Genomic DNA, 23,944 nt, shown 5'->3' with positions numbered 1-23,944 from the left:
GCCGCGGGCGATCAGCCCAGGCGAGCAAGAACCCGTGCGCCGCGCTCGGTATGACTGTGCCAAGTGGCCTGGCGCCCCATACCGGCATAGTTCAGGTCCAATTGCAGATCAGCGACCGGCAAGGCTCCAGCGCCACGCTCGGGCCACTCCACCAGCACCAGGGCCGCCGGATCGGACAATGCATCCAACCCCAGCCATTCCAGCTCACCTGGGTCGGCAATGCGGTATAGGTCCAGATGCCAGGCCAGGCGTCCTTGTGCCTGATAAGACTCGACCAGGCTGTAGGTTGGACTCTTGATCCGCTCTCCGACCCCCAGGGCACCGAGCAGGGCACGGGCGAAACTGGTTTTGCCGGCGCCCAGCTCACCGTGCAAATAAATCACCAAGCCCCGGTCTGACTCGGCATGACCGCCGTTGTCGATTAGCACCGTAGCCAGGCGTGCCGCCAGCGCCACCGTGGCTGCTTCGTCGGCAAGCTCCCAAGTCTGTTTGCTCATAGTCCCGGCCCGTCGAACGGCTGCGCGTTAAGCAATTGACGCAAAGGCATGAGCAGGTCACTGGCAATCAAGCCCCGCTCACCCGCTTGCGCCGCCTCGTCACCTGCCCGCGCATGCAAGCCGACACCGAGGCAAGCTGCCTGCCAAGGCGTCAATCCCTGGGCGAGTAAAGCGGCAATGATGCCCGTGAGCAAATCACCCATGCCACCGGAGGCCATGCCGGGATTTCCCCACGGACAGACGGCTAGACGTCCATCTGGGTCGGAAATCAAGCTACCCGCCCCTTTCAGCACCACAACCGCCCCGTAACGCTGCGCCAGCGCACGTACCGCGGCAAAGCGATCCAGCTCGACCTCCTTGGTGGTGATGCCCAACAGCCGCGCAGCCTCACCCGGATGAGGTGTCAGCACCGCCGGTTGCACGAAGCGACGCGACTCCAAGGCAAGCAAATTGAGCCCATCGGCATCCAGGACCAGCGGTTTATCGCTATCTAACGCGGTCAGCCATAAGGCATGCCCCCATGCGCCTTGCCCCAGACCAGGCCCTACGGCGAGTACCGTCGCGCGCTCGATCAGGGGCGTGACTGCCTGCGGCCCGTTCACCGCATGCGCCATCAGTTCCGGCCGCGCGCTATTCAACCCGACTAGATTCCCAACTTGGGTGGCTACGCTGACCAGACCCGCACCGGCGCGCAGTGCCGCTTCTGCACAAAGCCGAACCGCCCCAGCCGTGCCGTGGTTGCCGCCGATCGCCAATACATGGCCGTTATCGCCTTTGTGGGCATACCGCGCTCGCGGGGGCAACGATTGCACCTGGAGCAGCACAGCATCGGCAGACGAGCCTCGCCAAAGCTCATCGGGCAAGCCAAGCGTATCCAACTCCACTATGCCGACCTGCTCGGCGGCATGTCCGGTATGCAAGCCGCGTTTGGCGGCGATAAAACTTACAGTAACGCTGGCGCGAATCGCCGCTCCCGGACAATGCCCGGTATCGGCATTCAAACCCGAAGGCACATCCAATGCCAACACCGGCACACCGCTGGCGTTGATGCGCTCGATCAAAACGGCGACGGCCGGCTCAGGCGCGCGCCGCAACCCGGTGCCATACAAGGCATCGACATGCAGCTCAACGTTTGGCAATGACGACTGCTCATCCCAATGCAGCACACGACCACCGGACGCTTCGTAAGCCGTGCGTGCAAGGGCGGCATCACCACCTGACTCAGCACCCAGCGCAAACAACTCAACCTGCAAACCCTCCTCTCGCGCCAAGGCAGCGAGTAGAAAGCCATCACCGCCATTGTTGCCCGGCCCGCAATACACCGCGATCCGGCCGAGTTGCGGCCAATGCCGACGAAGACTGGACAAACCGGCCCAGGCAGCGCGACGCATCAGCTCATAACCAGGAATACCCAGCGTTTCGATAGCCCGCAGGTCCAAGGCACGTACTTGATCGACGGTATACAGGTTATGGCGATGGGCGCTGGCGGTCATGCGGGGAATTATAGGGAACGGGGAACGGGGAACGGGGAACGGGGAACGGGGAACGGGGAACGGGGAAAAGCCTAAAAAGCAGGAGCAAAAAAGCAAGAGCAAAACCAAAGAAAAATCAAAAAAGAACGCGGCGCCGCAACCACCCATCAGTCTGCACGTTCCCCATTCCCCGTTCCCCGCTCTTACCCCCCCTTCCCCTAAAATACGCCCATGTCCGCCACCGCCCTCACCTCACCTGACTACATCGCCCTGGCCGGCGATATCAAACGCTGGGCGCGCGAATTGGGGTTTGCCGAGGCAGGCATTACCGGCACCCATCTTGGTGACGACGAATTACATCTGCAGCGTTGGCTCGATGACGGCCATCACGGTGAAATGGAGTACATGGCTCGTCATGGCAGCAAACGCAGCCGGCCGGCCGAACTTGAGCCAGGCACGCTGCGGGTGATTTCAGTACGCATGGATTACGTGCCGCCAGGCACCCGCAATGCCTGGGATGTCATCAACGATCCGTCCACGGGCTATGTGGCGCGTTACGCGCTGGGACGCGACTACCACAAGCTGATGCGCAACCGGTTGCAGAAACTGGCCGAACGTATTCACGCCGCCATCGGCGACTTCGGCTATCGCGCCTATGTCGACTCGGCCCCGGTGCTGGAAAAAGCGCTGGCGCGCAATGCCGGCATCGGCTGGATCGGCAAGCACACCGTGCTTATCAATCGCCGCGCCGGCTCTTATTTCTTTCTTGGCGAGTTGTATACCGACCTGCCGCTTCCCAGCGACGAACCTGCCAGCGCGCACTGCGGCAGTTGCCGCCGCTGCATCGATATCTGCCCGACCCAGGCCATCGTCGCCCCGTACCGGCTCGACGCGCGGCGCTGCATTTCCTATCTCACGATCGAATTGAAAGGCAGCATTCCCGAAGAACTACGCGCGCCGATGGGCAATCGCATCTTTGGTTGTGACGACTGCCAGCTTATTTGCCCGTGGAACAAGTTCGCGCAGGAGGCGGTCGAGCCTGATTTCGCCCCGCGTCACAGCCTCGATGGCGCCAAACTGGTTGAACTATTCGACTGGAGCGAAGACGAGTTTCTCAAGCGCACCGAAGGCATGGCGATCCGCCGCACGGGCTATGAGGGCTGGTTGCGCAACATCGCGGTGGCGTTGGGCAACGCACCGCATTCCGCCGAGGTGTTACTGGCATTGCAGGCGCGTGCCGAGCATCCGTCAGCCATCGTGCGCGAGCATGTTGCCTGGGCTCTGGCGCGACAGTCCTCGTCATAGGACACCCTCTCAGCCTTCGCGGCGCTCCTGGATCGCTTCGATCAGCGCGCGAGTAGCGGAATCGAAACCCGCCCGTTGCTCAGCCGTTCCATCCAGGGCCGGCAGAATTTGCCGGGCGATGCCTTTGCCCAGCTCCACACCCCATTGGTCGAAGGCATTGATGCCCCATAGATGGCCGAGCATGAATACTTTGTGCTCATACAGCGCGATCAGTGCACCCAGACTCTCCGGCGTCAACGCATCCAGCAGAATCACGGTACTTGGACGATCGCCTGGAAAGGTACGCTGCGCAGCCAACGCGCGACGCGTGGCATCGCCACCTTCTTTAGCCTCGGCCAAGGCCTCCGCACCGCCATCTTTTGCCTCGGCCAAGGCCTCTGCAAAGGTCTTGCCCAACGCAAGTGCCGCAGCCTGGGCCAGCAGATTGGAAAGCAGTGCATCGTGATTGGCACGCAATGGATGCGCTGGCTTAACCACGCCGATGAATTCCAACGGCACAACATCGGTGCCCTGATGCAACGCCTGAAAATAAGCATGCTGCGCGTTAGTACCCACGCTGCCCCACACCACCGGTGCTGTCGGGCCACTCACGGCATCGCCCTGCGGCGTCACTTGCTTGCCCAGGCTCTCCATCTCCAATTGCTGCAGGTAAGAGGTCAGATCGCCAAGCAGGTCCGCATAAGGGACCACTGCACGGCTGGTATGCCGTTGCACATCACGGTTCCAATATTCGACCAGACTGAGCAGCACCGGCAAGTTGCGCTGCCATGGCGCCGTGCGGAAATGATCGTCGACACCTGCCGCACCGGTCAGCAAGGCACGAAAATGCTCCATGCCAATCGCCAAAGCCAATGAAAGGCCTACGGCGGACCATAACGAAAACCGCCCACCGACAAAATCCCACATGGGATAAATGTGCGCGGCGGGAACGCCCCATGCCTGGGCAGCAGCCGGGCTCGCGCTGACCGCAAGAAAATGCCGCGCCACCAGACGTTCATCACCGTCATAGGCACGCGCTATCCAATCGCGCAGCACATTGCCGTTGAGCAGGGTCTCTTGCGTAGTGAACGTTTTAGAAACAACGATCACCAAGGTGCGCCTGGGATCCAACTGACGCATCAAATCATGGGCAGACTGGCCATCCACATTGGTCAGAAAGTGACTACGTATATGCGGCACATGAAACGGTGCAAGTGCCCGCACTGCCAAACGCGGACCGAGATCGGAGCCGCCGATACCGATATTGACCACATCCGTAATCGTTGCCGGCAGACCCAGACTGGCCGCCTCGCCCTGACCGATCGCCTGGACCAGCTTGTCGATCCGCTGCAACGTCTGCTCGATCTCTTGCAAGGCTTCACGCGGTGCCGGCGACGGCAACTGCGCAACGCTGGCGCGCAGCGCGGTATGCAGCACCGCACGGTTTTCCGATGTGTTGATCGACGCCCCGGCAAACATCGCATCACGCGCCTGTTGCCAACCGCTCGCCTCGACATGGGCTCCGAGCGCATCCAGGGCCTGGTTATCGAGCTTCTGTCGACTCAAGTCGAGCAGGATCGGCCCCCACCGCTGACGTAAGCGCTCGCCACGCGGAATATCGTTCAGCAGCTCGCGTAGCGAAGTCTGCGCAAGGCGCTGTGCGTGATCGGCAAACAAGGGGACGCGACGCTCAAATAGCATGGATGCTCGTACAGTGACTGACGAAGCATCCGATCTTACGTGCTGAAGATGGCGCTTGAGTAGCGGCGCTTTAAACCGCTCTCAAGACCCCCAGCACGTTTAAGCTGCCGCCATCTGCGTGGGGATGCTGCGATTGGTATGCGAGATGCGATTGTCCGCGTCCACATAGACCAGGGTCGGCTGGAACTGCTCTGCCTCGGCTTCGGCAAGCTGGGCGAACGCGGCGATGATAATCAGGTCGCCGGGCTGTGCACGATGGGCGGCACTGCCATTCACCGAGATGATCCCGGAGCCGTTCTCGGCACGCAGCGCATAGGTAACGAAGCGCTTGCCGTTATTGATGTTCCAGGCATGGATCTGCTCGTACTCGCGAATACCGGAGGCATCGAGCAGCAGGCCGTCGATCGCAATCGAGCCTTCGTAATGCAACTCAGCGTGGGTCACCGTCGCGCGGTGGATCTTGGCCTTGAGCATATTCAGATTCATGACGTGTTTCATTCCAGCAGGAACGGCCTGCGTAGCCGGGGATTATCGAACCGGCGACGCTGCGCTGCAACAGTGCCGGTGATCTCCATCTGGGGGCGTTCAGTCCAACAGCAAGTTGTCGATCAGCCGGGTCTGGCCTAAACGGGCGGCGATCAGCGCCACCAGGCCGCTGCGCTCATCGTCAGCGGGCTCGGACAGGTCCTCGGCACGCCGCACCGCCACGTAGTCGGGCACGAAGCCGGCACGGGTCAATTTGGCCGCGGCAGCCTGCTCGATGACCCGCCAGGCATGTCCCTTCGCCATCAGCTCCCGTATTTGCAGCAACGTGGCATAGATCTGCGGCGCCAAGGCACGCTCGGTGACGGACAGGTATTGATTGCGCGAACTCAGCGCCAGGCCGTCATCGGCACGGAACGTTGGCGCTGCCATCACTTTTACCGGCAGCGAAAGATCACGCACCATCCGCTCAATCACCTTGAGCTGCTGAAAATCCTTCTGGCCGAACACCGCGATATCCGGTTGCACCAAATTGAACAACTTGCATACCACCGTGGCGACGCCGTCGAAATGCCCGGGCCGGTGTGCGCCCTCCAAGGTCTCGGTAAGTTGCGGCACACGCAAACTGACGCTGCCCTGCGCGCCAAACGGATAAAGGGTGGCCACTTCGGGGGCGAATAGCAGATCACAATCGTGCTCGGCCAGACCGGCCTGATCTTGCACCAAGGTGCGCGGATAGCGTTCGAAATCCTCGTTCGGGCCAAACTGAGTGGGATTGACGAAAATGCTGGCCACCACCCGATCGGTGCGTGCTCGCGCCAGCTTTATCAGCGCGTGATGACCGGCGTGCAGATTGCCCATGGTCGGCACGAAACCCACGGTCTGGCCTTGGCTACGCCAGCCACGGATCGCGGCACGTAGCGCCGCGGCATCTTGCACTGTCTGCATAATTTACTCAGTAAACTTTGGAGGCTAGAGGCTTTAGAAGCAATGTTCCGGCGCCGGGAAAGCACCGCTGCGCACATCGTCGGCATAGGCCTTGATCGCCGCGGCGACAGAATCGCGCCCAACGAGGAAATCCTTGCTGAACTTAGGCCGTTTGCCCGGCGTAACACCCAACATATCGTGCAGAACCAGCACCTGGCCATCGCAATGCGGGCCTGCACCGATGCCAATCACGGGTATCGACACAGCCTGGGTCACGCGTTCGCCAAGCGCGGCGGGCACGCCCTCCAGGACCAACAAATCGGCCCCGGCCGCCTCGACCGCCAACGCCTCCTTCAGCACCCGCTCGGCCGCCTCTTGTTCGCGCCCCTGGATGCGGAAACCGCCGAATTTATGCACCGATTGCGGGGTGAGGCCAAGATGGGCGCAAACGGGGATCGCCCGCTCAACCAGGGCCTTGATAGCATCGAGCACATGCGGCGCAGCGCCTTCGATTTTCACCATCGCGGCACCAGCCTCGCCGACCAGTCGCGCGCCGGCTTCCAGCGCATGCGGCACGTCGCGATCGCTCATGAACGGCAAATCCGCGACCAGCAAAGTGGCCGACAAGCCACGTGCCACCGCCGCAGTGTGATACACCATGTGATCGAGCGTTACCGGCAAGGTGCTGCGATGTCCCTGCACCACCATACCCAAGGAGTCACCGACCAGCGCCACATCAATGCCGGCTGTCTCTAATTGCCAGGCGAAGCTGCTGTCGTAGGCGGTCAACATGACAATCTGGCGGCCTTCCGCCTTCATCGCACGCAGCCCCGGCACGGTAACTGGCTTGCGGACAGGCGTATTGGCGTTCTGCACGTACACGGCGTGTTCCTGATTAGCGAAGGAAATGCATAAGCAATCGATTATCCGGCGCGCGGAGGCTATTGCTCAAGACAAGATCTCACAGTCTGCGGCATTCAGCCCGACAAGCAACTGGTCGACGCGCCCTTGCCCAGGCAACAGCAATTGAGGCGTCAGGTCATGCAGCGGAAGCAACACGAAAATGCGCTCGGCAATGCGCGGATGCGGCAGGGTCAAGCGCGCGTCATCCATTTGCACGCCATCCATATGAAGCAGATCCAGATCCAGCATGCGCGGCCCCCAGCGCTCGCCATCACGGACGCGTCCGGCGGCCCGCTCAATCGCCAACATGGCGTCGAGCAGTTCATGCGGAGTCAACGCGGTATCGAGCAATACGGCGGCATTCACGAACGACGGCTGCTCAAGCTTGCCCCACGGCGGCGTGCGATAAAGCCGCGAGCGCGCCAACAACCGGGTTTGCGGTAACCCGGCAAGCGCATCCATCGCATCAAGCAATTGCCCGCGCGAATCACCAAGATTGCTACCTAACGCAACATAAGCTTGCGTCACGTCGCGTCCGGTTTGCCATTGCTTTTGCGCCGCCGCCGCCGCTTGCGCGGCTTGCTCGCCGCAGTCGCCGTGCTCACAGCCGGCTCCACCCCGGCATCAGCTACACCGGACAAGGCCGCGGCCAAGGTTTCATGCGGTAATTTCTGTGCATGCGACCACCATTGCCCCAGCTCGCGCATCGCAGATGATTCGGGCGCGCGCAGCAGCAGAAAGTCAAACGCGGCACGAAAACGCGGATGTGCCATCAGGCGAAACACTCGCTTGCGCTGCACCTGCTCAAAACGCGGCTGCAACGACCAGATTTCTTCCATCGTGAACGTGAAGCGGCGCGGTATCGCTACCCGCTGGCATTGCTCCGCCACTACATGTGCGGCAGCTCGATCCCAGGCCTCGTTACTGTCCAGGCCCTTGACCATCCAGGCATGTGCCTGGTCGCGCACCTCGCCCCACAGCAATACGGCAAACAAGAATGCCGGCGTCACCGATTTGCCCTCGGCAATACGCTCGTCGGTGTTGGTCAGACCCTGCTCGATCAGCGAGCGCAGCGCCTCGTCGCCGCGCTTGAGCGCGCGCGCCGTCGCCGGAAACATAAACTTCAGCAGGCCGCATTGTTCGAGCATGCGGAAGCTCTTGAGCCCATGCCCGCCCAGAAACATCTTCAACGATTCGTCGAACAGCCTTGCCGGCGCAGCATCGGCGAGCAGCGGCCCCAGCTCCTCGAACGGCGCCGCCGCCGCCGTATCGATACGGAAGTTGAGCTTGGCCGCCAGGCGTGCCGCGCGCAGCATACGTACGGGATCTTCGCGATACCGTGTGACCGGATCACCGATCAGGCGCAATACGCGGTCCTGCACGTCCTGCATGCCGCCGACGTAGTCACGTACCGAGAAATCGCTGATGTCGTAATACAAGGCGTTAACACGGAAATCGCGGCGCACGGCATCTTCTTCGATCGTGCCCCACACGTTGTCCCGCACGATGCGGCCATCCACGACATGCCGATCACCTTCGCCGCCGTCCTCGCCGGTACCCCGGAAAGTCGCCACCTCGATGATTTCGGGCCCGTACACCACATGGGCAAGCCGGAAGCGACGGCCAATCAAGCGGCAGTTGCGGAATAGCTTCTTGACCTCGTCGGGCGTTGCATTGGTGGCAACGTCGAAATCCTTCGGGTGGCCGCTGAGCAGTAAATCACGCACAGCGCCGCCGACCAGATAGGCCGCATAACCCGCTTCGTGCAAGCGGTACAGCACGCGTAGCGCTGCCTTACTGATGTTTTTGCGCGAAATCACATGCTGCTCACGCGGAATAATGCGCAACACGGGCGTGGCGTCGTTCCTTGCTTTCAAGTTCAAACGATGTGGATCCTTGCAGCCAAAGTTGCTCCCAGAGCGGCAATGTGTAGTTCATGCCACATACCGATACCGTTATTGCATCGGTCAGGCGGCAGCACTTTAGCCTTGGATGGCATGACATGAAACACATGACATGAAAGCGGGCCCCAGGCATTGCCGGACGAAACGATTTCGTTATACTAGCGCGCTCCGGTGCATTTCGCTCCCTTCGTCTAGCGGCCTAGGACACCGCCCTCTCAAGGCGGGAACACGAGTTCGAACCTCGTAGGGAGCGCCAATTCCGGCCTGGCACGGGCCGCGGTAAATCAGCACAAGCCCTCAACATCATGACCTTTGTCGTTACCGACAACTGCATCAAGTGCAAATACACCGACTGCGTTGAAGTCTGCCCCGTGGATGCTTTCCACGAGGGCCCGAACTTCCTGGTCATCAATCCGGATGAGTGCATCGACTGCACCCTATGTGAGCCGGAGTGCCCGATCAACGCGATCTACCCCGAAGACGACGTGCCTGCCGGCCAGGAGAGCTTCGTCGCGTTGAATGCCGAGCTGGCGAAAGACTGGCCTGTCATTACCGAACGTAAAGACGGGCTAGCCGACGCTAAAGACTGGGAAAACAAACCCAACAAACTCGACGAGCTGAAGCGCTGAGCACCCCATACGCTCTCAGTAATTCATCGGATCAGTGAATCCGGCACTCGCAAAAACGCCGCCCATCCGGGCGGCGTTTTTTGTTTGAGCATGAAACTATGCGATCAACGGCCGTTCAGTCGCGACTTGAGCGTATCGACCACCTTGGCCACCGCGCCGGAATCGCCCTGTGCGCGCACTTCGCTGGCGCTCTGGCCGCTGGTGCCGATACTGACCAGTACCTGATGCGGGGCGGCACCTGGAGCGGCAGCCCCACTTTTCTTGCTGCCAAACAGCCGACCAAACAGGCCAGGCTTGCTCGCCGGTGCGTCTGAAGCAATCACACTCAGCGTATAGGTATGCGCCGCATCGTCATGCGAAACCACCGAACCGATATCGCCCTGCTCCAGCGCCTGGCCGACACGACGGTAGCTGTCATCCACATTGCCCGACAACACGAAGCCATCGGCAATCACGCCGCCACCCTTGCCGGCACGGGCCGTAGCTCCATTGGCAGTTGGGCTGTTGGCGCCCGGCTCGGGAATGACCAGCGCCGCGCTGGTGGACGGGGTGTCCAGGCCCGGCGGTATCTCCAACGGAGACTCCTGCTTAGCCGCTTCCCACGCTTTATGCGAACGAAACATGCCGCAACCAGACAGCAACAAGGCAGATAGGGCCAGAGCCGGCAAGGCTACGACGAGCGGGGATTTCTTCATGAAGTCGGGTTCCGTAACTTAAGAGTTATAAGGCGGTGGGTCAGGCAGCATCTGCCAAGGATGCCAGACCTGCCAGCGCCTCGCGTATGCGTGCACGGTCAGGGCCGTCTTCCAGTTCAATCAAAGGTAGGCGTGGCACGGCGGAACCCAGTCCCAATGCGGGCAAACCGGCCTTCACCGCAATTGGATTCGGCGCGCAGTTAAGCGCCTGCACCAATGGCTCCAACAGCGCATCGTAGCGTTCAGCAGCCTGCCGGTCACCCTGTGTCGCCGCATCACAAAGCATACGGAACGCCTTAGGCGCCAAGTTGGCTACCACCGAAATAGTACCGGCGGCACCGCCCAGCATGGCTTTGCGGGCGGTAGCGTCGTCACCGCTCAAGTAGACGAAATTCGGGCCTACAAGTTCCGCCATGGCCCGGATTCGTTCGTCACTGGCCACCGCCTCCTTGATCCCGATGATGGCCGGGTGCTCGCGTAACGTGGCCACCGTTTCAGGCAGCAGATCGCAAGCGGTGCGGCCGGGTACGTTGTAGAGCAGCACCGGCAAGCCGCCGTGCCCGGCCACTTCGAGAAAATGGCGGCGCAGCCCTTCTTGCGTTGGGCGCACGTAATACGGGGCGACCACCAGCGCGGCATCGGCACCCAGCGCACGGGCACGGCGGGTCAAGGCAACGGTTTTAGCGGTGGCTGCCTCGCCGGTGCCGGCTATGACAGGAATGCGGCCAGCGACCCGTTCAACCGCAAAGGCGAGCAAACGATCGTATTCGTCATGCTCCAGCATGTGCGCTTCACCGGTGGAGCCGGCCACGACCACGGCCTCGGTACCGCCCTCGATCTGAAAATCGAGCAATCGACCGAACGCCGCCAAGTCGAGTGCGCCATCTGCGGCAAATGGGGTGACCAGCGCGCAGATGCTTCCGCGAATATTCAAGGCTTGCTCCGCCAAAATCTAAGCCAACTATGTTACTTGCGGGCGAACCGGGGCGGCAAGTAAGCTCCAAACAGATCAGGGCACCCTTCAAAGGCAGCCCTGAAGGCAGCCCTAGATTCCCCGCCATTCCCGCGCTGTGCGGGATTTGCCACAGGTAGATCCCCTTTGAACCGTTCTTCTGCGCGTGCAGGCACCGACAACCAACTGCTTATCCAGACGATGACACCGTCGTCGCGCGCACCGCTGCAGGCGCTGGCCCGGCGCATTACCGATGCCGGCTGCAACCTGGCCGATGCTCGGGTCGCCACCATCGGCACCGATACCTCGCTGACCTTGCTGGCGACCGGAGCCTGGGACGCCGTGGCGAAATTGGAAACAGCGCTGACCAAACTGGGCCGCGACGAGGAGTTGCGCCTGGTGCATTACCGCACCGGGCCACGTGAGCGCGAGCAGGACTCGCACCGCCTGCCCTACCTTATCGAGGTCATTTCGGCCGACCGTCCGGGCATCCTGGTAAAGATCGTGGATTTCTTCGATCGCCACGACATCAGCGTCGAGCAACTGAGCTCGATGCGCTATCAGGCCATGCAAACGGGTGCAGCCATGTTCCAGGCGCAGTTCACGATCGGCATTCCGGCGGAGACTCACATTGCCGCCTTGCGCGACGATTTCCTCGAATTCTGCGATGGCCTGAACCTCGACGCCATCATGGATCCGGTCAAGTTCTGACGCTGACCAAACATCGGCCTACACTGCCCTCATCGCTCTGCAGGGCTTGGACGGCAATAAAAACAGGCTCTTAAACTGAAAATGTCGCGGGGGCTGTTATCCGTCCCGGCAAGCGCTAGTCTTTGTCCCAGAGACCTTCGAGGAGCGTGCATGCAACGAGCGTATCGAGCTACACCGATCGCACAGAGCACGCCTTTTATCGACGCGCCGGTCATTAGCGTCACCCAACCCCTGAAACTAACCTTGAAACGAGCCAGCAGTCGAAGCCAGCCCTGGCTTCGCAGGAGAGACCATGCCTGAAGTTGTCAAGAAAGCCCCCAAACTCAAAGGCATCACCGGCGACGGTGCCGAACTAAAGCTCGACAGCCTGAAGGGTCAATGGGTGGTGGTGTATTTCTACCCTAAGGACAGCACCCCGGGCTGTACGACCGAAGCGAAAGACTTCCGCGACCTCTACGCGGATTTTCGCAAACGCCACGCCGAAATCATTGGCGTCTCGCGCGATTCGACCAAATCCCACGCCAACTTTGCGGCCAAGCAAGAACTGCCGTTTCCGCTCATTTCCGACACCGACGAAACGTGGTGTCAGGCCTTCGATGTGATCCATGAAAAAGTGCTGTATGGAAAACGTCACATGGGTGTCGTACGAAGTACCTTCCTCATCGATCCCGATGGCCGACTGGTACAAGAATGGCGCAACGTAAAAGTCTCGGGTCATGCCCAAGCTGTGCTCGACACCATCCCCGCCAAGTGAAACGTATCCACCCTGCTCTATTCATTCATGTTTTCTCCATCAAGCCGGCATGCCACCAGCGAGCCGGCCTTGATGACTGGCAGCACCCACCCACGGCAACCCGCGTGCCGCGTTTTATTCACCTCATGACCAGCGAGGTTCCTTCCGTATGACCGGAAGCAAACGCATTTACGCTCTCGACACCAATGTCCTGCTGCACGATCCCACCTCGCTTTTTCGCTTTGAAGAGCACGATGTCTTCATTCCGATGACCGTGCTGGAAGAGCTCGATGAAAAAAAGAAAGGCGCCTCCGAAGTCTCGCGTAACGGCCGTCAGGTCAGCCGCTTTCTCAACGAACTCATCGAACACGGCAACGGCCACGGCATCAGCAATGGGCTTGACCTGACCAGTCCGCAAGGAGTCAATCTCAAGCGCGGCTCGGCCGTGGGCCGGCTGTACTTTCAGCAGCGCACCACCAATGGCCACGGCAAGGCCGACAATCTGATCTTGTCGTCCGTGATTGAGCTGCGCGATCAGAATCCAGGCCGCGCAGTCATCCTGGTCACCAAAGACATCAATCTACGGATCAAGGCGAAGATCTACGGCATTGATGCCGAGGACTACGAAAACGATCGCGCGCTGGATGATTTCTCCCTGCTCTATACCGGCTCGACCGAGTTAGCCGAGAGTTTCTGGGATCAGCATCCCGAAGTGCAGTCGTGGAACGAGCGTGGCCGCACCTTTTACAAAGTCGATCGACTTAAAGATGAGGACTGGTACGTCAATCAGTGCCTGTATCTACCAGGCGAAAGCAGCGTCGAGCTGCGCGTGCTGCACATCGACGACGTCAAGGCCACGCTGGTTCTGCTGGACGATCACAGCCACTCCAATCACAGCGTATGGGGCATTGCCGCTCGCAACCGCGAGCAGAACTTCGCGCTCAACGTACTGATGGACCCCGACGTCGATTTCGTCACCCTGCTCGGCACCGCCGGCACCGGCAAAACCTTGCTCGCACTCGCCGCCGGTCTGGCCCAGGTGATGGATCAGCAGCGCTATCGCGAAATCATCATGACCCGCGCCACGGTATCGGTGGGCGAAGACATCGGCTTCCTGCCCGGCACCGAAGAGGAAAAAATGACGCCCTGGATGGGTGCACTCACCGATAACCTCGAAGTGCTGGCCAACCCCGTCGAAGGCGGTAGCTGGGGACGCCAGGCCACCAATGATTTACTGGCCTCGCGCATCAAGATCCGCGCGCTCAACTTTATGCGCGGCCGTACCTTCTTGTCGCGTTACCTGATTATCGACGAGGCGCAAAACCTTACGCCAAAGCAGATGAAAACCCTCATCACCCGCGCCGGCCCTGGCACCAAGATCGTCTGCCTGGGCAATGTCGAACAAATCGATACACCCTACCTCACCGAAACGACATCCGGCCTCACCTACGCGGTCGATCGCTTCAAACACTGGGAGCATTCGGCGCATATCACCTTACGCCGAGGCGAGCGCTCGCGACTGGCGGATTTTGCGTCGGAGGCGTTGTAGCTCGCCAGGCAATGACCAGCCATACCAAGCCCCCTCGCTCCATGCCCACCGCCCTCACCATCGCCGGCTCGGACTCCGGCGGTGGTGCCGGCATCCAGGCCGACCTGAAAACCTTTCATGCACGCGGCGTGCATGGGCTATCGGTCATCGCAGCCATCACTTCGCAGAACACCCGCGAAGTGACCGCCGTGCATCCGGTGCCACTGACGCATATTCGTAGCCAACTGGCGGCGGTATTCGATGACTTTCCAGTGGCCGCGGTTAAAACCGGCATGCTTGGCAGCGCAGCGATCACCCACTTGGTTGCTCGCGAAATGCGCACTCGCAAGCCGGCCTGGCTGGTGGTCGATCCAGTAATGATCGCGACTAGCGGCGGGCGATTATTGGCAGCCGATGCGGTCGATGCGATGGTTCATGAATTGATGCCTCTGGCGGACATCATTACGCCGAACGTGCCAGAGGCCGAAGCACTGCTCGGCGAGCCGATCCGCAACGCAAAAGATTTCGACCGCGCCGGTGCGGCACTGCTTGAACTGGGCTGCCGCGCCGTACTGCTCAAAGGCGGCCATGCCGAAGGCCGCGTGGTCGTGGATCGTTTCTACGACGAGCGCGGCATGCTCGAACTAAGACACCCCCGCCTGAAGCTGGAAGGGCACGGCACCGGCTGTACCCTCGCCGCGGCGATCACCGCCGAACTTGCCAAAGGCCAGGCCCCACGCACCGCCGTGCGTCGCGCCGTTGCTTATGTGCATCGTGCATTGGTACGCAGTTATCGACCCGGTAGCGGCTCGGTTCACGTGCTGCGGCACTGACCGCCATATACTCTCGCACCACCCGCCGAGGAAGCATCAAGCATGACTGTGGCTGCGTTGATCTATCGCCACCGACTCATCGGCAAACGCGCTGTGGCATGGCTGTCACGGCAGCTCCCCGCTTCGGCAAGCCGTCGCGTACGCGCGCTGGCCGAGCGCGTGGCCTTCAACCTGACACCGCAGTACCAGGGCGATACCTTGCCGGCGATCTTTCATTACTGGTCGGGCCGCTACCTTGCGCCGCAAGCGCAACGTCTTGGCATTGATTCACCGGAAGCGTTCTATCTTGATCGCATCCGAGCAGCGCAGCGCCATTCAATGCCACTGCGCGTGCTGAGCCTCGGCTCCGGTGCCGCAAGCATGGAGATCTATCTGGCCGAGCAATTGCGCGCAGCAGGCGTGGCCGCTCAGATCATCTGCATGGATTTCAACCCAACGCTGATGCGCAACGCCGCTGCATCGGCAAAAGCGCGTGGCCTGGATCCGTGGATCACATTCGAGACCTGCGATTGCAACCGGCCCTTTGAACGGCCTGCGCAAGACGTCATCATCGTCAACCAGTTCTTTCACCACGTCACCGAGCTGGAAACCTTCTGTCGATCGCTGCGCAACTCGCTGGCACCCGATGGCGTACTGCTCAGCTCGGACATCATCGGCCGCAATGGCCATCAACTGTGGCCCGACGTCGAGATCGAGGTGCAACGTATCTGGGCAAGCCTGCCGCCCGAGCAACAATTCGATCGGCACTTTGGCGCTCGACAAGCCAAGTACCCATCGATCGACCATGCCGCTTATTCCAATGAAGGCGTGCGTGCGCAAGACATTGTTGGCTGCCTGCTGGAAGAATTCGATTTCGAGCTGTTCTTCAGCTTCGGCGCCGCCATTGTTCCGTTTATCGAACGTCGTATCGGCTTCAACTTTGCCCCTGATGTAGAGCGAGACCGCGCGCTGATCGACCATGTGCAAGCCATCGACGCCGAAGCGCTCACGCAAGGGCGCTACCCCACCACCAGCATGATCGCCGCACTAAGACACAAGAACAGCGTCACCGACCCGATTCATCTGCCGATCAGCCCGCAACGACATGTCGAGCTGACCCAGCAGCAGCTACGCAAGGTCGCCTCAACGACGCGTTAGCTAAGGAGTAGAATCAGGGCCTTGCACCGGCCGTCGAATCATCCGACATGATTTTTGCACCACGAATCGCCCTATTTCTGTTGTTCGCCTTCTTCGCTCTATGCGTGCTGCTAGTGCATCTTCGCGGACGGGCACGACTGCGCTTTGATCGTCAACTGGTGGATCACTCGGCGATCTTTGCCCCGTATAACTTGCTGATGTATGCATTCTCGGCAGTGCCGGCGCGACCGATCCTGGATCGCCGTGGCTTTCCGCAACTGGATCTGCTGCAAGCGAACTGGCAGACCATTCGCGCAGAAGCCATGCAATTGTTCGACGAGGGGCATATCCGTGCTGCCGAAAAGCACAACGATGCCAGCTTCAATAGCTTCTTCAAACAAGGGTGGAAGCGCTTTTATCTCAAGTGGTATGGCGAGCCACTGACCTCGGCCGAAACACTGTGCCCGAAAACGGTAGCGCTGCTAAGGTCTATTCCCAGCGTGAAAGCCGCCATGTTTGCGCTGCTGCCTCCGGGCAGCAAGCTCAATCCGCATCGCGATCCATTTGCAGGCTCCTTACGCTATCACTTGGGCCTGATTACACCGAACTCGGACGATTGCCGCATATTCGTCGATGGCGAAGTCCACGCCTGGCGTGATGGCAAGGATGTCGTCTTCGACGAAACCTATGTGCATTGGGCCGAAAACCGTACCGACCAGACACGCGTCATCCTGTTCGCCGACGTGGAGCGACCGTTACGTACCCGCTGGATGAGCGCCATCAACCACCGCGTAGGTGCCTTTATGGGCAAAATCACCGCCTCGCCCAACACGGAGTCAGCGACCGAGAAAGCCGGCTTCGTCAACCGCGTGTTCGCCCTCAACCAGCGCAGCCGCGAACGCAGCCGGACCTTCAAGAAAAAGCATCCCAAGCTGTTTCGCGTACTGAAGTACATCGGCATCGTCTTGATGATCTGGCTGGTCTTTCTGGCCCCCTACCCCTTCGTGCGTTGATCGTGCTGTCACATTCTTGGCTGTGGATACGTCCTGGCTAGATCTACGCCAATGGAACGTTCGATGGACCCGCAAACCGCTCTGTTTCAGCAGCACCGCCCGCGCTTGTTCGGGCTGGCCTACCGCATGCTGGGCACGCCTAATGACGCCGAAGACGTGCTGCACGATGCCTGGCTGCGCTGGCACCAGCAAGATACCGATGCGCTCGATGACGCCGAGGCCTGGCTCGTCACCGTCACCACGCGCCTGGCACTGGATCGCCTGCGTCGCGCCAAGACCGAGCGGCAGCACTACACCGGCCCCTGGCTGCCAGAGCCGTTGATCGCCGATGACGAGCAGCCCGAATCAGAACTCGAGCGCAGCGAAAGCCTCAACCTGTCATTCCTGCTGTTGCTGGAGCGCTTGAGCGCGGATGAGCGAGCGGCGTTTCTACTGCGCGACGTTTTCGATTACAGCCACGCCGAAGCCGCCGCCATGCTGGGCATTACCGAAGACGCCTGCCGCCAGCGCGCGCATCGTGCCAAGCAACGCCTGCGTGAAGGCCGGCCGCGCTTCAGCTACGCGCCGGCCGTGCAGCAGCGTCTGCTGGAAAAATTCATGCAGGCGTTGCAAGAGCCGACTCCTGATGTACTCAAAGCCTTGTTTGCCGCCGATGTGCTGCACCTATCCGATGGCGGTGGCGTGGTGCGCGCAGCCCTGCGTCCGTTACACGGTAGCGAGCGGCTCATCCGGCTCTACACGCAAATCGCGCAGCGCTACCAGGGCAGCCATGCCGTACATCGCCTGCACTGGCTCAACGGTGCACCCGCACTGTTTAGCTGGATCAACGCCACCCTGGTAACGGTTTGCTGGATCGAAACGGACGGCGAGCAAATCACCGCGATCCATTCACTGCGGCACCCGCAGAAACTGGCAAGGCTCAATGCTGTCACATCTGCTCCTGGTCATGCGTCTTAGATAGGACCGGCCCATCGGGCCGCCCAACTGGAGCATTCCCGTGACAAAACGCCTTTCCTATGCTGATTACCCCAAAGCCACCGCATCGCTGCTGGCACTCGGCCGCTACGTTCATCATTGCGGGCTTGAGCAGAGCCTGATCGAACTGGTGCTGCTGCGTGTATCTCAGCTCAATGGCTGCGCTTATTGCATCGATATGCACACCAAAGATGCCCGTGCCGCCGGCGAAACCGAGCAGCGCCTTTACCTACTGCAAGCCTGGCGCGAAACGCCGCTGTACAGCGAGCGCGAGCGCGCGGCACTGGCCTGGTGCGAGGCGGTAACCCGGCTCGGTGAGCATGGCGTATCGGACGAAATCTATGCCCAGGCTCGCGCCTCTTTCGAAGAGGAAGAATTGCTGAACCTCAACATGACAACCATTCTTATCAATGCCTGGAACCGCATCGCGATTCCATTTCAGGCTGTGCCGGGCAGTTATCAACCTGCAGCGCAGCAAGCGGCCTGACCCTAAAGATCAAAGGGCAGAGACATTTAAATGACTCTGCCTTTTTATCCAATCGCCTCGACGCATTTTTAAACGCGCCGAGGTGAAGTCGCCATTTACTTAATGAACAAATTTTTCGCAGTAAACCTTCCACCCTGACAAGCACTCAGATCCAAAACCCGTACTCAAGCGGTTAGGGCATCTCTTCTCCACTGACTCATCAACCGTGGAGGTGCCGCGCTCTTTCTGGGCATAACACACGGGCGAGTACCCCGTGTTCGCGGGGCATTGGTCTCCAAGCTTGTAACCGCAAACGGGGGCGGTCCCATACCATTGGCCTACAGGGCCTGCAGCGGAAGCCATGGAGCTGATAAATAACCCCAGGGCAAAGAGAATGACGCGTATGGAAAATGAATGATTGGACATATTCATGACATGCTCCCCTCTACCGTAAGACAAACCATGTCGTAGGTTTGGCTTTGGTGTGGATGGGCATTGCGCCCCCTCGGGTGCGAGGAAGCTTTTACACCCACCACCTGTTATCGCTGCGTGAATCTTTGATCGGCACGAAAAATAAAAAGGTCAGAGACATGTTTAAATGCCCCTGACCTTTTTTATGCTTATGCGAACCTAGTGTTAATCACTTTATTCACGGCCACCAGTCTGGTATCGGTGGCCGCGGAGCCTCTCTGCCGCCACTGAGCTTGCCATTGCTATTCACCAAATCTTTCATGCTATCGAGATACCAACGGCCCGTGTTTTGTACGGGCCGTTCTTGATGCTGGTAGTTGTCTTGCCCTCGAAACTCTCTACCTGTCCTGCATCCGACATCCAACTTACAGATACCTGGCTCGACCTGGCTGACATAGTCCCACGTCGTACAGGTCTGCGCGGCAGACGAGCTTTTCCAGGCAGCCGAGCAAGCCTCATCATGCTGAGCCATTGCGGGAGCAGTAATGGCGACCATAGCAACATACACAAGCGGCTTTAATTTTTTCATAGCATTCCCCTCTGCTCGTGGACTTTTGATGATTAACATCGGCAGTCCTTAAACGACCATTGTTAGAGAACGTCCCAAAGCCCCCTCAAGGATTATGCGCCTGTTTTCAAGCTGAGCCGGCCCCTTGCTTCAGCTAAAATCGCCTAGTCACGACCCTTTCGTACAGACAACAAGAAGTGAACTGCTAGCGTACCGTTACGTACTCTTGGGCATATCGCGGCGGATTATTTTTTTAAGGACCCCTGCTATTGGAGGCGTCCAATAATGAATACCGTTCGTTATGACCATAGAAACCATGCCATGTTGGGGTTCGCTTTGCTCACCCCAACCCACTCCCGCTGCTACTTATCGTGGAGCGATCAAGCCGCCAGAACGCGCTTGGCGATAGCCTCGCCGAAGCTTTCGGTGCTGCCCTTGCCGCCCAGATCGGGGGTGACGTGAGCGCGGTCGTGCTCCATCGTGTCGCGGATCGCCTGACGGATCTTGCTGCCCTTCTCCACCATGCCGAGATGGTCGAGCATATCGGCCGCCGCCAGCAACAGCGCGCAGGGGTTGGCGATGCCTTTGCCGGCGATGTCCGGCGCTGAGCCGTGAACCGCCTCGAAGATCGCCGCATCGGCGCCGATGTTGTCGCCCGGCGCCAAGCCCAAGCCACCGACCAGGCCGGCGCACAGATCCGAAATGATGTCGCCGAACAAGTTGGTGGTAACGATCACATCGAATTGCTCAGGACGCATCACCAACTGCATGCAGGTGTTGTCGACGATCATCTCGTTGAATTCGATCTGCGGGTATTCCTTGGCGACCTCGCGGGCGACATTGAGGAACAGACCCGAGCTAGTCTTCATGATGTTGGCTTTGTGCACGGCGGTAATCTTCTTACGGCCCTTTTTCACGGCCATCTCAAAGGCGTAACGCACAATGCGGGTGCTGCCGCGACGGGTATTGCGGATGATCGAGGTCGCTGTTTCGCCGTCATCGGACAGTGTCTGGCCTTCAGCCAGATAAGCGCCTTCGGTATTCTCGCGCACGGTGATGATGTCGATGTTTTCGTAACGTGCCTTGGTGCCCGGAAAGCTGATCGCCGGGCGCACGTTGGCGTACAGGTCAAAATGCCTGCGCAAGGTCACGTTGATCGAGGTGAAGCCACCGCCGATCGGCGTGGTGAGCGGCCCCTTCAAGGCCACTTTATGCTTGGCGATGGCATCGAGCGTGGCCTTGGGCAGCAGGTCGCCTTGCTTGTCGAGGGCGATCATGCCCGCCTCGACAACGTCATAGCTGAGGCCACAATCGATTGCATCGAGCACGCGCAATGTTGCCTTCATGATTTCGGGACCGATACCGTCACCCGGAATCACGGCAATGGTTTTGCTCATGGGAAACTCCTCAGAATAGAACCGCGCAGGCTGTGCGGCGAGAACCGCGCACAGTCTGAAAACTTGTCAATTATCGCTTATGCAGCCCTATGCGAACACCGGCAAGGCGTTGCAAATACTCGCATGCAGCGTTGCGAAAACTCGCACGCAGGGTTTTTTGCCGGCTTCGCCCGCCGCATCAAGCGTGGCTGGCGCAGCCCTCGGCTTCGCCGGAGCCTGTACCAGCCTCCAATTGATCGAGAAAATCCACCGCGCGGCGCAGATGCGGAATCACGATAGAGCCGCCCACCACCAGGCCTACGCTGAAGGTTTCAAAGAATTCCTCGCGATTGACGCCGGCCTCTTTGCACTGCGCCACGTGATAACTGATGCAATCGTCACAACGCAGCACCAGGGAGGCGACCAGGCCCAGTAGCTCCTTAGTCTTCACATCCAGTGCACCGGCCTTGTAGGTCTGCGTGTCCAGCGCGAAGAATCGGCGCACGACCTGATTGTCCTCGGCCAGAATCCGCTCATTCATGCGATGGCGGAATGCCGTGAATTCAGCCAGACGATCCTTGCTCATGCGCTCTGACCTATCAGCTCAGCCAGCTTGCCGTTGCGATCGGCAGCCACCAGGTCGTCAAAGCCGCCGATGTGCTGGTCGTTGATGAAGATTTGCGGAACCGTACGGCGGTTGCCACTACGCTCAAGCATGATTTTGAACTGCTCTGGGTCGGTATCGACGAGCACCTCATTCCAGGTCAGCCCCTTGGCTTTCAACAGGTTTTTCGCATTGACGCAGTAAGGGCAGACAATCTTGGAATAAATCTCAATCTTGGGCACGACAGCACTCCGGCGGCTTGGTGTAAACGTTCAGCAAAATGAGGACCCTTGCTTTGAAAAACAAGTCGCCACGGGGTCGAACTGACGCCGCAGACAGCGGTCTGACAGTGGTATTGTCTCTTAACTTATGCGCATGGCACTACGACCCCTCGCTCCCCGCCTTCTGACCGCACTTATTTGCGCCAGCCTCGCCTTAGGCGCCGGTGCGCAAGACAGCGTCCGCCTGCCCGATCTGGGCAGCTCGGCCAACGCCCTGATCTCGCCGCAAGAAGCGCAGGAGTACGGCGCCTCCATGCTGCGCCAGATGCGCGCGCTGAACATGGTGGTTGACGACGCCATGCTCGATGACTACCTCAATGATCTCGGCTACCGCCTGGTCGCCGGTAGCGACAAGCCCAAGGATCATTTCTCGTTTTTCATTGTGAAGGACGACGTCATCAACGCCTTTGCCGCCCCAGGTGGCTATATCGCGGTCAACTCCGGGCTGATCGATATCACTCGCAGCGAAGGTGAGCTGGCCGGGGTAGTGGCCCACGAAATCGGTCATATCACGCAAAATCACTTACAGCGCGCCTTTGAAGCATCCAAAAAGGACGCCCCATTGATGGCTCTGGTGCTGCTGGGCGCGATCGCCGCAGGCGCGGGCGCGCATGCCGGCGATGCCGCCGGCGCGATCATGATGGGCGGCCAGGGGTTGCTCATGCAGAAGCAGATCAACTTCACCCGCAAAGACGAGGTCGAAGCTGACCGCGTGGGTATCCAGACCCTGTCCAATGCCGGCTTCGATCCCAACGCGATGGCGACCTTTTTCGAGCGCATGCAGGACACCATGCGGGTTGGCTCGGGCGGGGATCGCGATGTACCGCAGCTATTGCAGACCCATCCCGTCACGCTAACGCGCATCAGCGATGCCAAATCGCGCGCCGATGCGCTGATCGCTTTGCAAAAGCAGCGCCCGGCCAACTCCACCTTGGTCAAAAACCAGTGGGATAAAAGCACCGCGCCGATCCCCTTCGTCAAAGACACTACGGCTCTCACCCAGCAAGGAAGCAGCAAGGCCGACCCTGATAAAAAAGAGCTCGATGCCTATTCGCTAATGCGCGAACGGGTACGCGTACTGGCCGGCGACTCCACCCAGCTCAGCACCTACTACGCATCGAGCTTTGCTGCGCCGATTGCCGAAAAGCGACGTGAATTCGACACGCCAGCCAACCATTACGGCTATGCGCTGGCACTCACGCGCAGTGGCCGCGGCGGCAAAGCCATTGACGAATTGCAGCCTCTGTTAACCACCCATCCCAGCAACCAGATCCTGCAACTGGCACTGGCCGATGCCAAGTTCCAAGCCGGCCAAAGGGTGGCGGCGCTCTCGCTTTACGCAGAACTCAACACCCTGTCGCCACGCAATCGCGCGACAGCACTCGCTTATGCAAAAGCGCTCATCGACGGCGGCTCGAAAGCCGACGCGACCCAGGCCGCCGACATGCTGCGTCCGATGCTCGATAACGCCGACGAGCCGGACCTCTATCGCACCTATGCCCAGGCCAGCGATAAGGCCGGCGAACCGGTGCGGGCCGGCGAGGCATACGCCGATGCCAGCTACCTGTCAGGGCACCCGTTCGATGCCATGGAGCAACTCAAGCGCCTGCTGACCCGGTCCGATCTGGACTATTACGCCCGTGCACGCATCCAGTCGCGAATCAGCGACCTGACCCCGCTGGTCATGGAGCTGCGCAAGCGCAAGGTGCAAACCGAGGACAATCCGGACGGTCGCAGCCAGCAGCCATTGCAAAATCCCGGCACAGCCTGTGCGGGACGGCTATGCTTCGGCCTGGAACCGGCCCAGCGTTAACACGAGGCAGTGTTGGGGTGTCCGGTCTTCGCAAGAATTACGGCTGGTTAGGCCATTTTTTGTTACGTG

General features: G+C 60.0%; 24 protein-coding genes and 1 tRNA gene. 12 read left to right on the top strand and 13 right to left on the bottom strand.

Annotation, left to right across the window (positions count from 1 at the left end):
• Positions 1 to 11 precede the first annotated feature (11 nt).
• Together tsaE and DVJ77_RS19880 are read right to left on the bottom strand one after the other, a co-directional pair.
• Positions 12 to 497: a tRNA (adenosine(37)-N6)-threonylcarbamoyltransferase complex ATPase subunit type 1 TsaE gene (gene tsaE / locus DVJ77_RS19885; RefSeq protein ID WP_114847279.1), complete on the bottom strand. Its 486-nt coding sequence runs from the start codon at positions 495 to 497 to the stop codon at positions 12 to 14.
• Positions 494 to 1,990, bottom strand: coding sequence for an NAD(P)H-hydrate dehydratase (locus DVJ77_RS19880; RefSeq protein WP_114847278.1), 1,497 nt, complete (start codon positions 1,988 to 1,990; stop codon positions 494 to 496). Before DVJ77_RS19880 ends, tsaE begins: the two co-directional genes overlap by 4 nt.
• Positions 1,991 to 2,200: 210 nt before the next feature.
• Between DVJ77_RS19880 and queG the strand changes: the two genes are divergently transcribed.
• On the top strand, positions 2,201 to 3,274 hold the full coding sequence (queG, locus tag DVJ77_RS19875; RefSeq protein WP_114847277.1) for a tRNA epoxyqueuosine(34) reductase QueG: 1,074 nt from the start codon (positions 2,201 to 2,203) through the stop codon (positions 3,272 to 3,274).
• 9 nt (positions 3,275 to 3,283) lie between these two features.
• On the opposite strand, the gene pgi is transcribed toward queG, so the two are convergent.
• From pgi to pcnB, 6 genes are all read right to left on the bottom strand, one after another.
• Positions 3,284 to 4,954, bottom strand: coding sequence for a glucose-6-phosphate isomerase (pgi, locus tag DVJ77_RS19870; RefSeq protein WP_114847276.1), 1,671 nt, complete (start codon positions 4,952 to 4,954; stop codon positions 3,284 to 3,286).
• A gap of 99 nt (positions 4,955 to 5,053) precedes the next feature.
• On the bottom strand, positions 5,054 to 5,440 hold the full coding sequence (panD, locus tag DVJ77_RS19865; protein ID WP_114847275.1) for an aspartate 1-decarboxylase: 387 nt from the start codon (positions 5,438 to 5,440) through the stop codon (positions 5,054 to 5,056).
• 99 nt (positions 5,441 to 5,539) lie between these two features.
• Positions 5,540 to 6,385 (bottom strand): pantoate--beta-alanine ligase, encoded by an 846-nt coding sequence (gene panC, locus DVJ77_RS19860; RefSeq protein WP_114847274.1) that lies wholly within the window; start codon positions 6,383 to 6,385, stop codon positions 5,540 to 5,542.
• Positions 6,386 to 6,418: 33 nt separating this feature from the next.
• A complete protein-coding gene (panB, locus tag DVJ77_RS19855) occupies positions 6,419 to 7,246 on the bottom strand; it encodes a 3-methyl-2-oxobutanoate hydroxymethyltransferase (RefSeq protein ID WP_114847273.1) in 828 nt (275 codons plus the stop codon).
• A gap of 66 nt (positions 7,247 to 7,312) precedes the next feature.
• Positions 7,313 to 7,795, bottom strand: coding sequence for a 2-amino-4-hydroxy-6-hydroxymethyldihydropteridine diphosphokinase (folK, locus tag DVJ77_RS19850; RefSeq protein WP_114847272.1), 483 nt, complete (start codon positions 7,793 to 7,795; stop codon positions 7,313 to 7,315).
• Positions 7,792 to 9,150, bottom strand: a complete 1,359-nt coding sequence (pcnB, locus tag DVJ77_RS19845; RefSeq protein ID WP_114847271.1) for a polynucleotide adenylyltransferase PcnB — start codon at positions 9,148 to 9,150, stop codon at positions 7,792 to 7,794. The genes folK and pcnB overlap by 4 nt, the downstream gene beginning before the upstream one ends.
• Before the next feature lie 201 nt (positions 9,151 to 9,351).
• On the opposite strand from pcnB, the gene DVJ77_RS19840 reads away from it, so the two are divergent.
• Positions 9,352 to 9,427: transfer RNA gene (locus DVJ77_RS19840), tRNA-Glu, on the top strand.
• A gap of 49 nt (positions 9,428 to 9,476) precedes the next feature.
• Complete coding sequence (fdxA, locus tag DVJ77_RS19835; protein ID WP_114847270.1) at positions 9,477 to 9,800, top strand: ferredoxin FdxA; 324 nt, start codon at positions 9,477 to 9,479, stop codon at positions 9,798 to 9,800.
• 104 nt (positions 9,801 to 9,904) lie between these two features.
• Here fdxA and DVJ77_RS19830 read toward each other — a convergent pair whose 3' ends face one another.
• Together DVJ77_RS19830 and dapA are read right to left on the bottom strand one after the other, a co-directional pair.
• On the bottom strand, positions 9,905 to 10,495 hold the full coding sequence (locus DVJ77_RS19830) for a hypothetical protein (RefSeq protein ID WP_114847269.1): 591 nt from the start codon (positions 10,493 to 10,495) through the stop codon (positions 9,905 to 9,907).
• 40 nt (positions 10,496 to 10,535) lie between these two features.
• A complete protein-coding gene (gene dapA / locus DVJ77_RS19825; RefSeq protein WP_114847333.1) occupies positions 10,536 to 11,429 on the bottom strand; it encodes a 4-hydroxy-tetrahydrodipicolinate synthase in 894 nt (297 codons plus the stop codon).
• A gap of 219 nt (positions 11,430 to 11,648) precedes the next feature.
• On the opposite strand from dapA, the gene DVJ77_RS19820 reads away from it, so the two are divergent.
• From DVJ77_RS19820 to DVJ77_RS19785, 8 genes are all read left to right on the top strand, one after another.
• Positions 11,649 to 12,158, top strand: a complete 510-nt coding sequence (locus DVJ77_RS19820; protein WP_380038468.1) for a glycine cleavage system transcriptional repressor — start codon at positions 11,649 to 11,651, stop codon at positions 12,156 to 12,158.
• 292 nt (positions 12,159 to 12,450) lie between these two features.
• Positions 12,451 to 12,912, top strand: a complete 462-nt coding sequence (locus DVJ77_RS19815) for a peroxiredoxin (protein ID WP_114847268.1) — start codon at positions 12,451 to 12,453, stop codon at positions 12,910 to 12,912.
• 148 nt (positions 12,913 to 13,060) lie between these two features.
• The gene (locus DVJ77_RS19810) at positions 13,061 to 14,440 is read left to right on the top strand and encodes a PhoH family protein (protein WP_114847267.1); all 1,380 of its coding nucleotides are present in this window, start codon (positions 13,061 to 13,063) and stop codon (positions 14,438 to 14,440) included.
• Positions 14,441 to 14,481: 41 nt separating this feature from the next.
• A complete protein-coding gene (gene thiD / locus DVJ77_RS19805; RefSeq protein WP_114847266.1) occupies positions 14,482 to 15,252 on the top strand; it encodes a bifunctional hydroxymethylpyrimidine kinase/phosphomethylpyrimidine kinase in 771 nt (256 codons plus the stop codon).
• 42 nt (positions 15,253 to 15,294) lie between these two features.
• Positions 15,295 to 16,389 carry a class I SAM-dependent methyltransferase gene (locus DVJ77_RS19800; RefSeq protein WP_114847265.1) on the top strand — a complete coding sequence of 365 codons (1,095 nt, stop codon included), beginning with the start codon at positions 15,295 to 15,297 and terminating at the stop codon, positions 16,387 to 16,389.
• 65 nt (positions 16,390 to 16,454) lie between these two features.
• A complete protein-coding gene (locus tag DVJ77_RS19795) occupies positions 16,455 to 17,381 on the top strand; it encodes an aspartyl/asparaginyl beta-hydroxylase domain-containing protein (RefSeq protein WP_380038471.1) in 927 nt (308 codons plus the stop codon).
• Between the two features lie 63 nt (positions 17,382 to 17,444).
• Complete coding sequence (gene sigJ / locus DVJ77_RS19790) at positions 17,445 to 18,338, top strand: RNA polymerase sigma factor SigJ (protein ID WP_114847331.1); 894 nt, start codon at positions 17,445 to 17,447, stop codon at positions 18,336 to 18,338.
• Between the two features lie 40 nt (positions 18,339 to 18,378).
• Positions 18,379 to 18,843 (top strand): carboxymuconolactone decarboxylase family protein, encoded by a 465-nt coding sequence (locus DVJ77_RS19785; RefSeq protein WP_114847263.1) that lies wholly within the window; start codon positions 18,379 to 18,381, stop codon positions 18,841 to 18,843.
• Positions 18,844 to 20,181: 1,338 nt separating this feature from the next.
• Here the strand turns inward: DVJ77_RS19785 and DVJ77_RS19780 are convergent.
• The 3 genes from DVJ77_RS19780 to grxC all read right to left on the bottom strand — a co-directional run bounded on the left by DVJ77_RS19780 (position 20,182) and on the right by grxC (position 22,023).
• Complete coding sequence (locus DVJ77_RS19780) at positions 20,182 to 21,198, bottom strand: isocitrate dehydrogenase (RefSeq protein WP_114847262.1); 1,017 nt, start codon at positions 21,196 to 21,198, stop codon at positions 20,182 to 20,184.
• Between the two features lie 178 nt (positions 21,199 to 21,376).
• A complete protein-coding gene (locus DVJ77_RS19775) occupies positions 21,377 to 21,763 on the bottom strand; it encodes a carboxymuconolactone decarboxylase family protein (RefSeq protein ID WP_114847261.1) in 387 nt (128 codons plus the stop codon).
• Positions 21,760 to 22,023, bottom strand: coding sequence for a glutaredoxin 3 (gene grxC, locus DVJ77_RS19770; RefSeq protein ID WP_114847260.1), 264 nt, complete (start codon positions 22,021 to 22,023; stop codon positions 21,760 to 21,762). The genes DVJ77_RS19775 and grxC overlap by 4 nt, the downstream gene beginning before the upstream one ends.
• A 127-nt stretch (positions 22,024 to 22,150) precedes the next feature.
• Here grxC and DVJ77_RS19765 point away from each other — a divergent pair, with 127 nt between their 5' ends.
• Positions 22,151 to 23,875: a M48 family metalloprotease gene (locus DVJ77_RS19765; RefSeq protein ID WP_114847259.1), complete on the top strand. Its 1,725-nt coding sequence runs from the start codon at positions 22,151 to 22,153 to the stop codon at positions 23,873 to 23,875.
• The last annotated feature ends 69 nt before the right edge of the window (positions 23,876 to 23,944 follow it).

The organism is Dyella tabacisoli, assembly GCF_003350925.1.
Lineage (GTDB): Bacteria > Pseudomonadota > Gammaproteobacteria > Xanthomonadales > Rhodanobacteraceae > Dyella_C > Dyella_C tabacisoli.
This window is presented reverse-complemented; position numbering and strand designations above follow the sequence as displayed.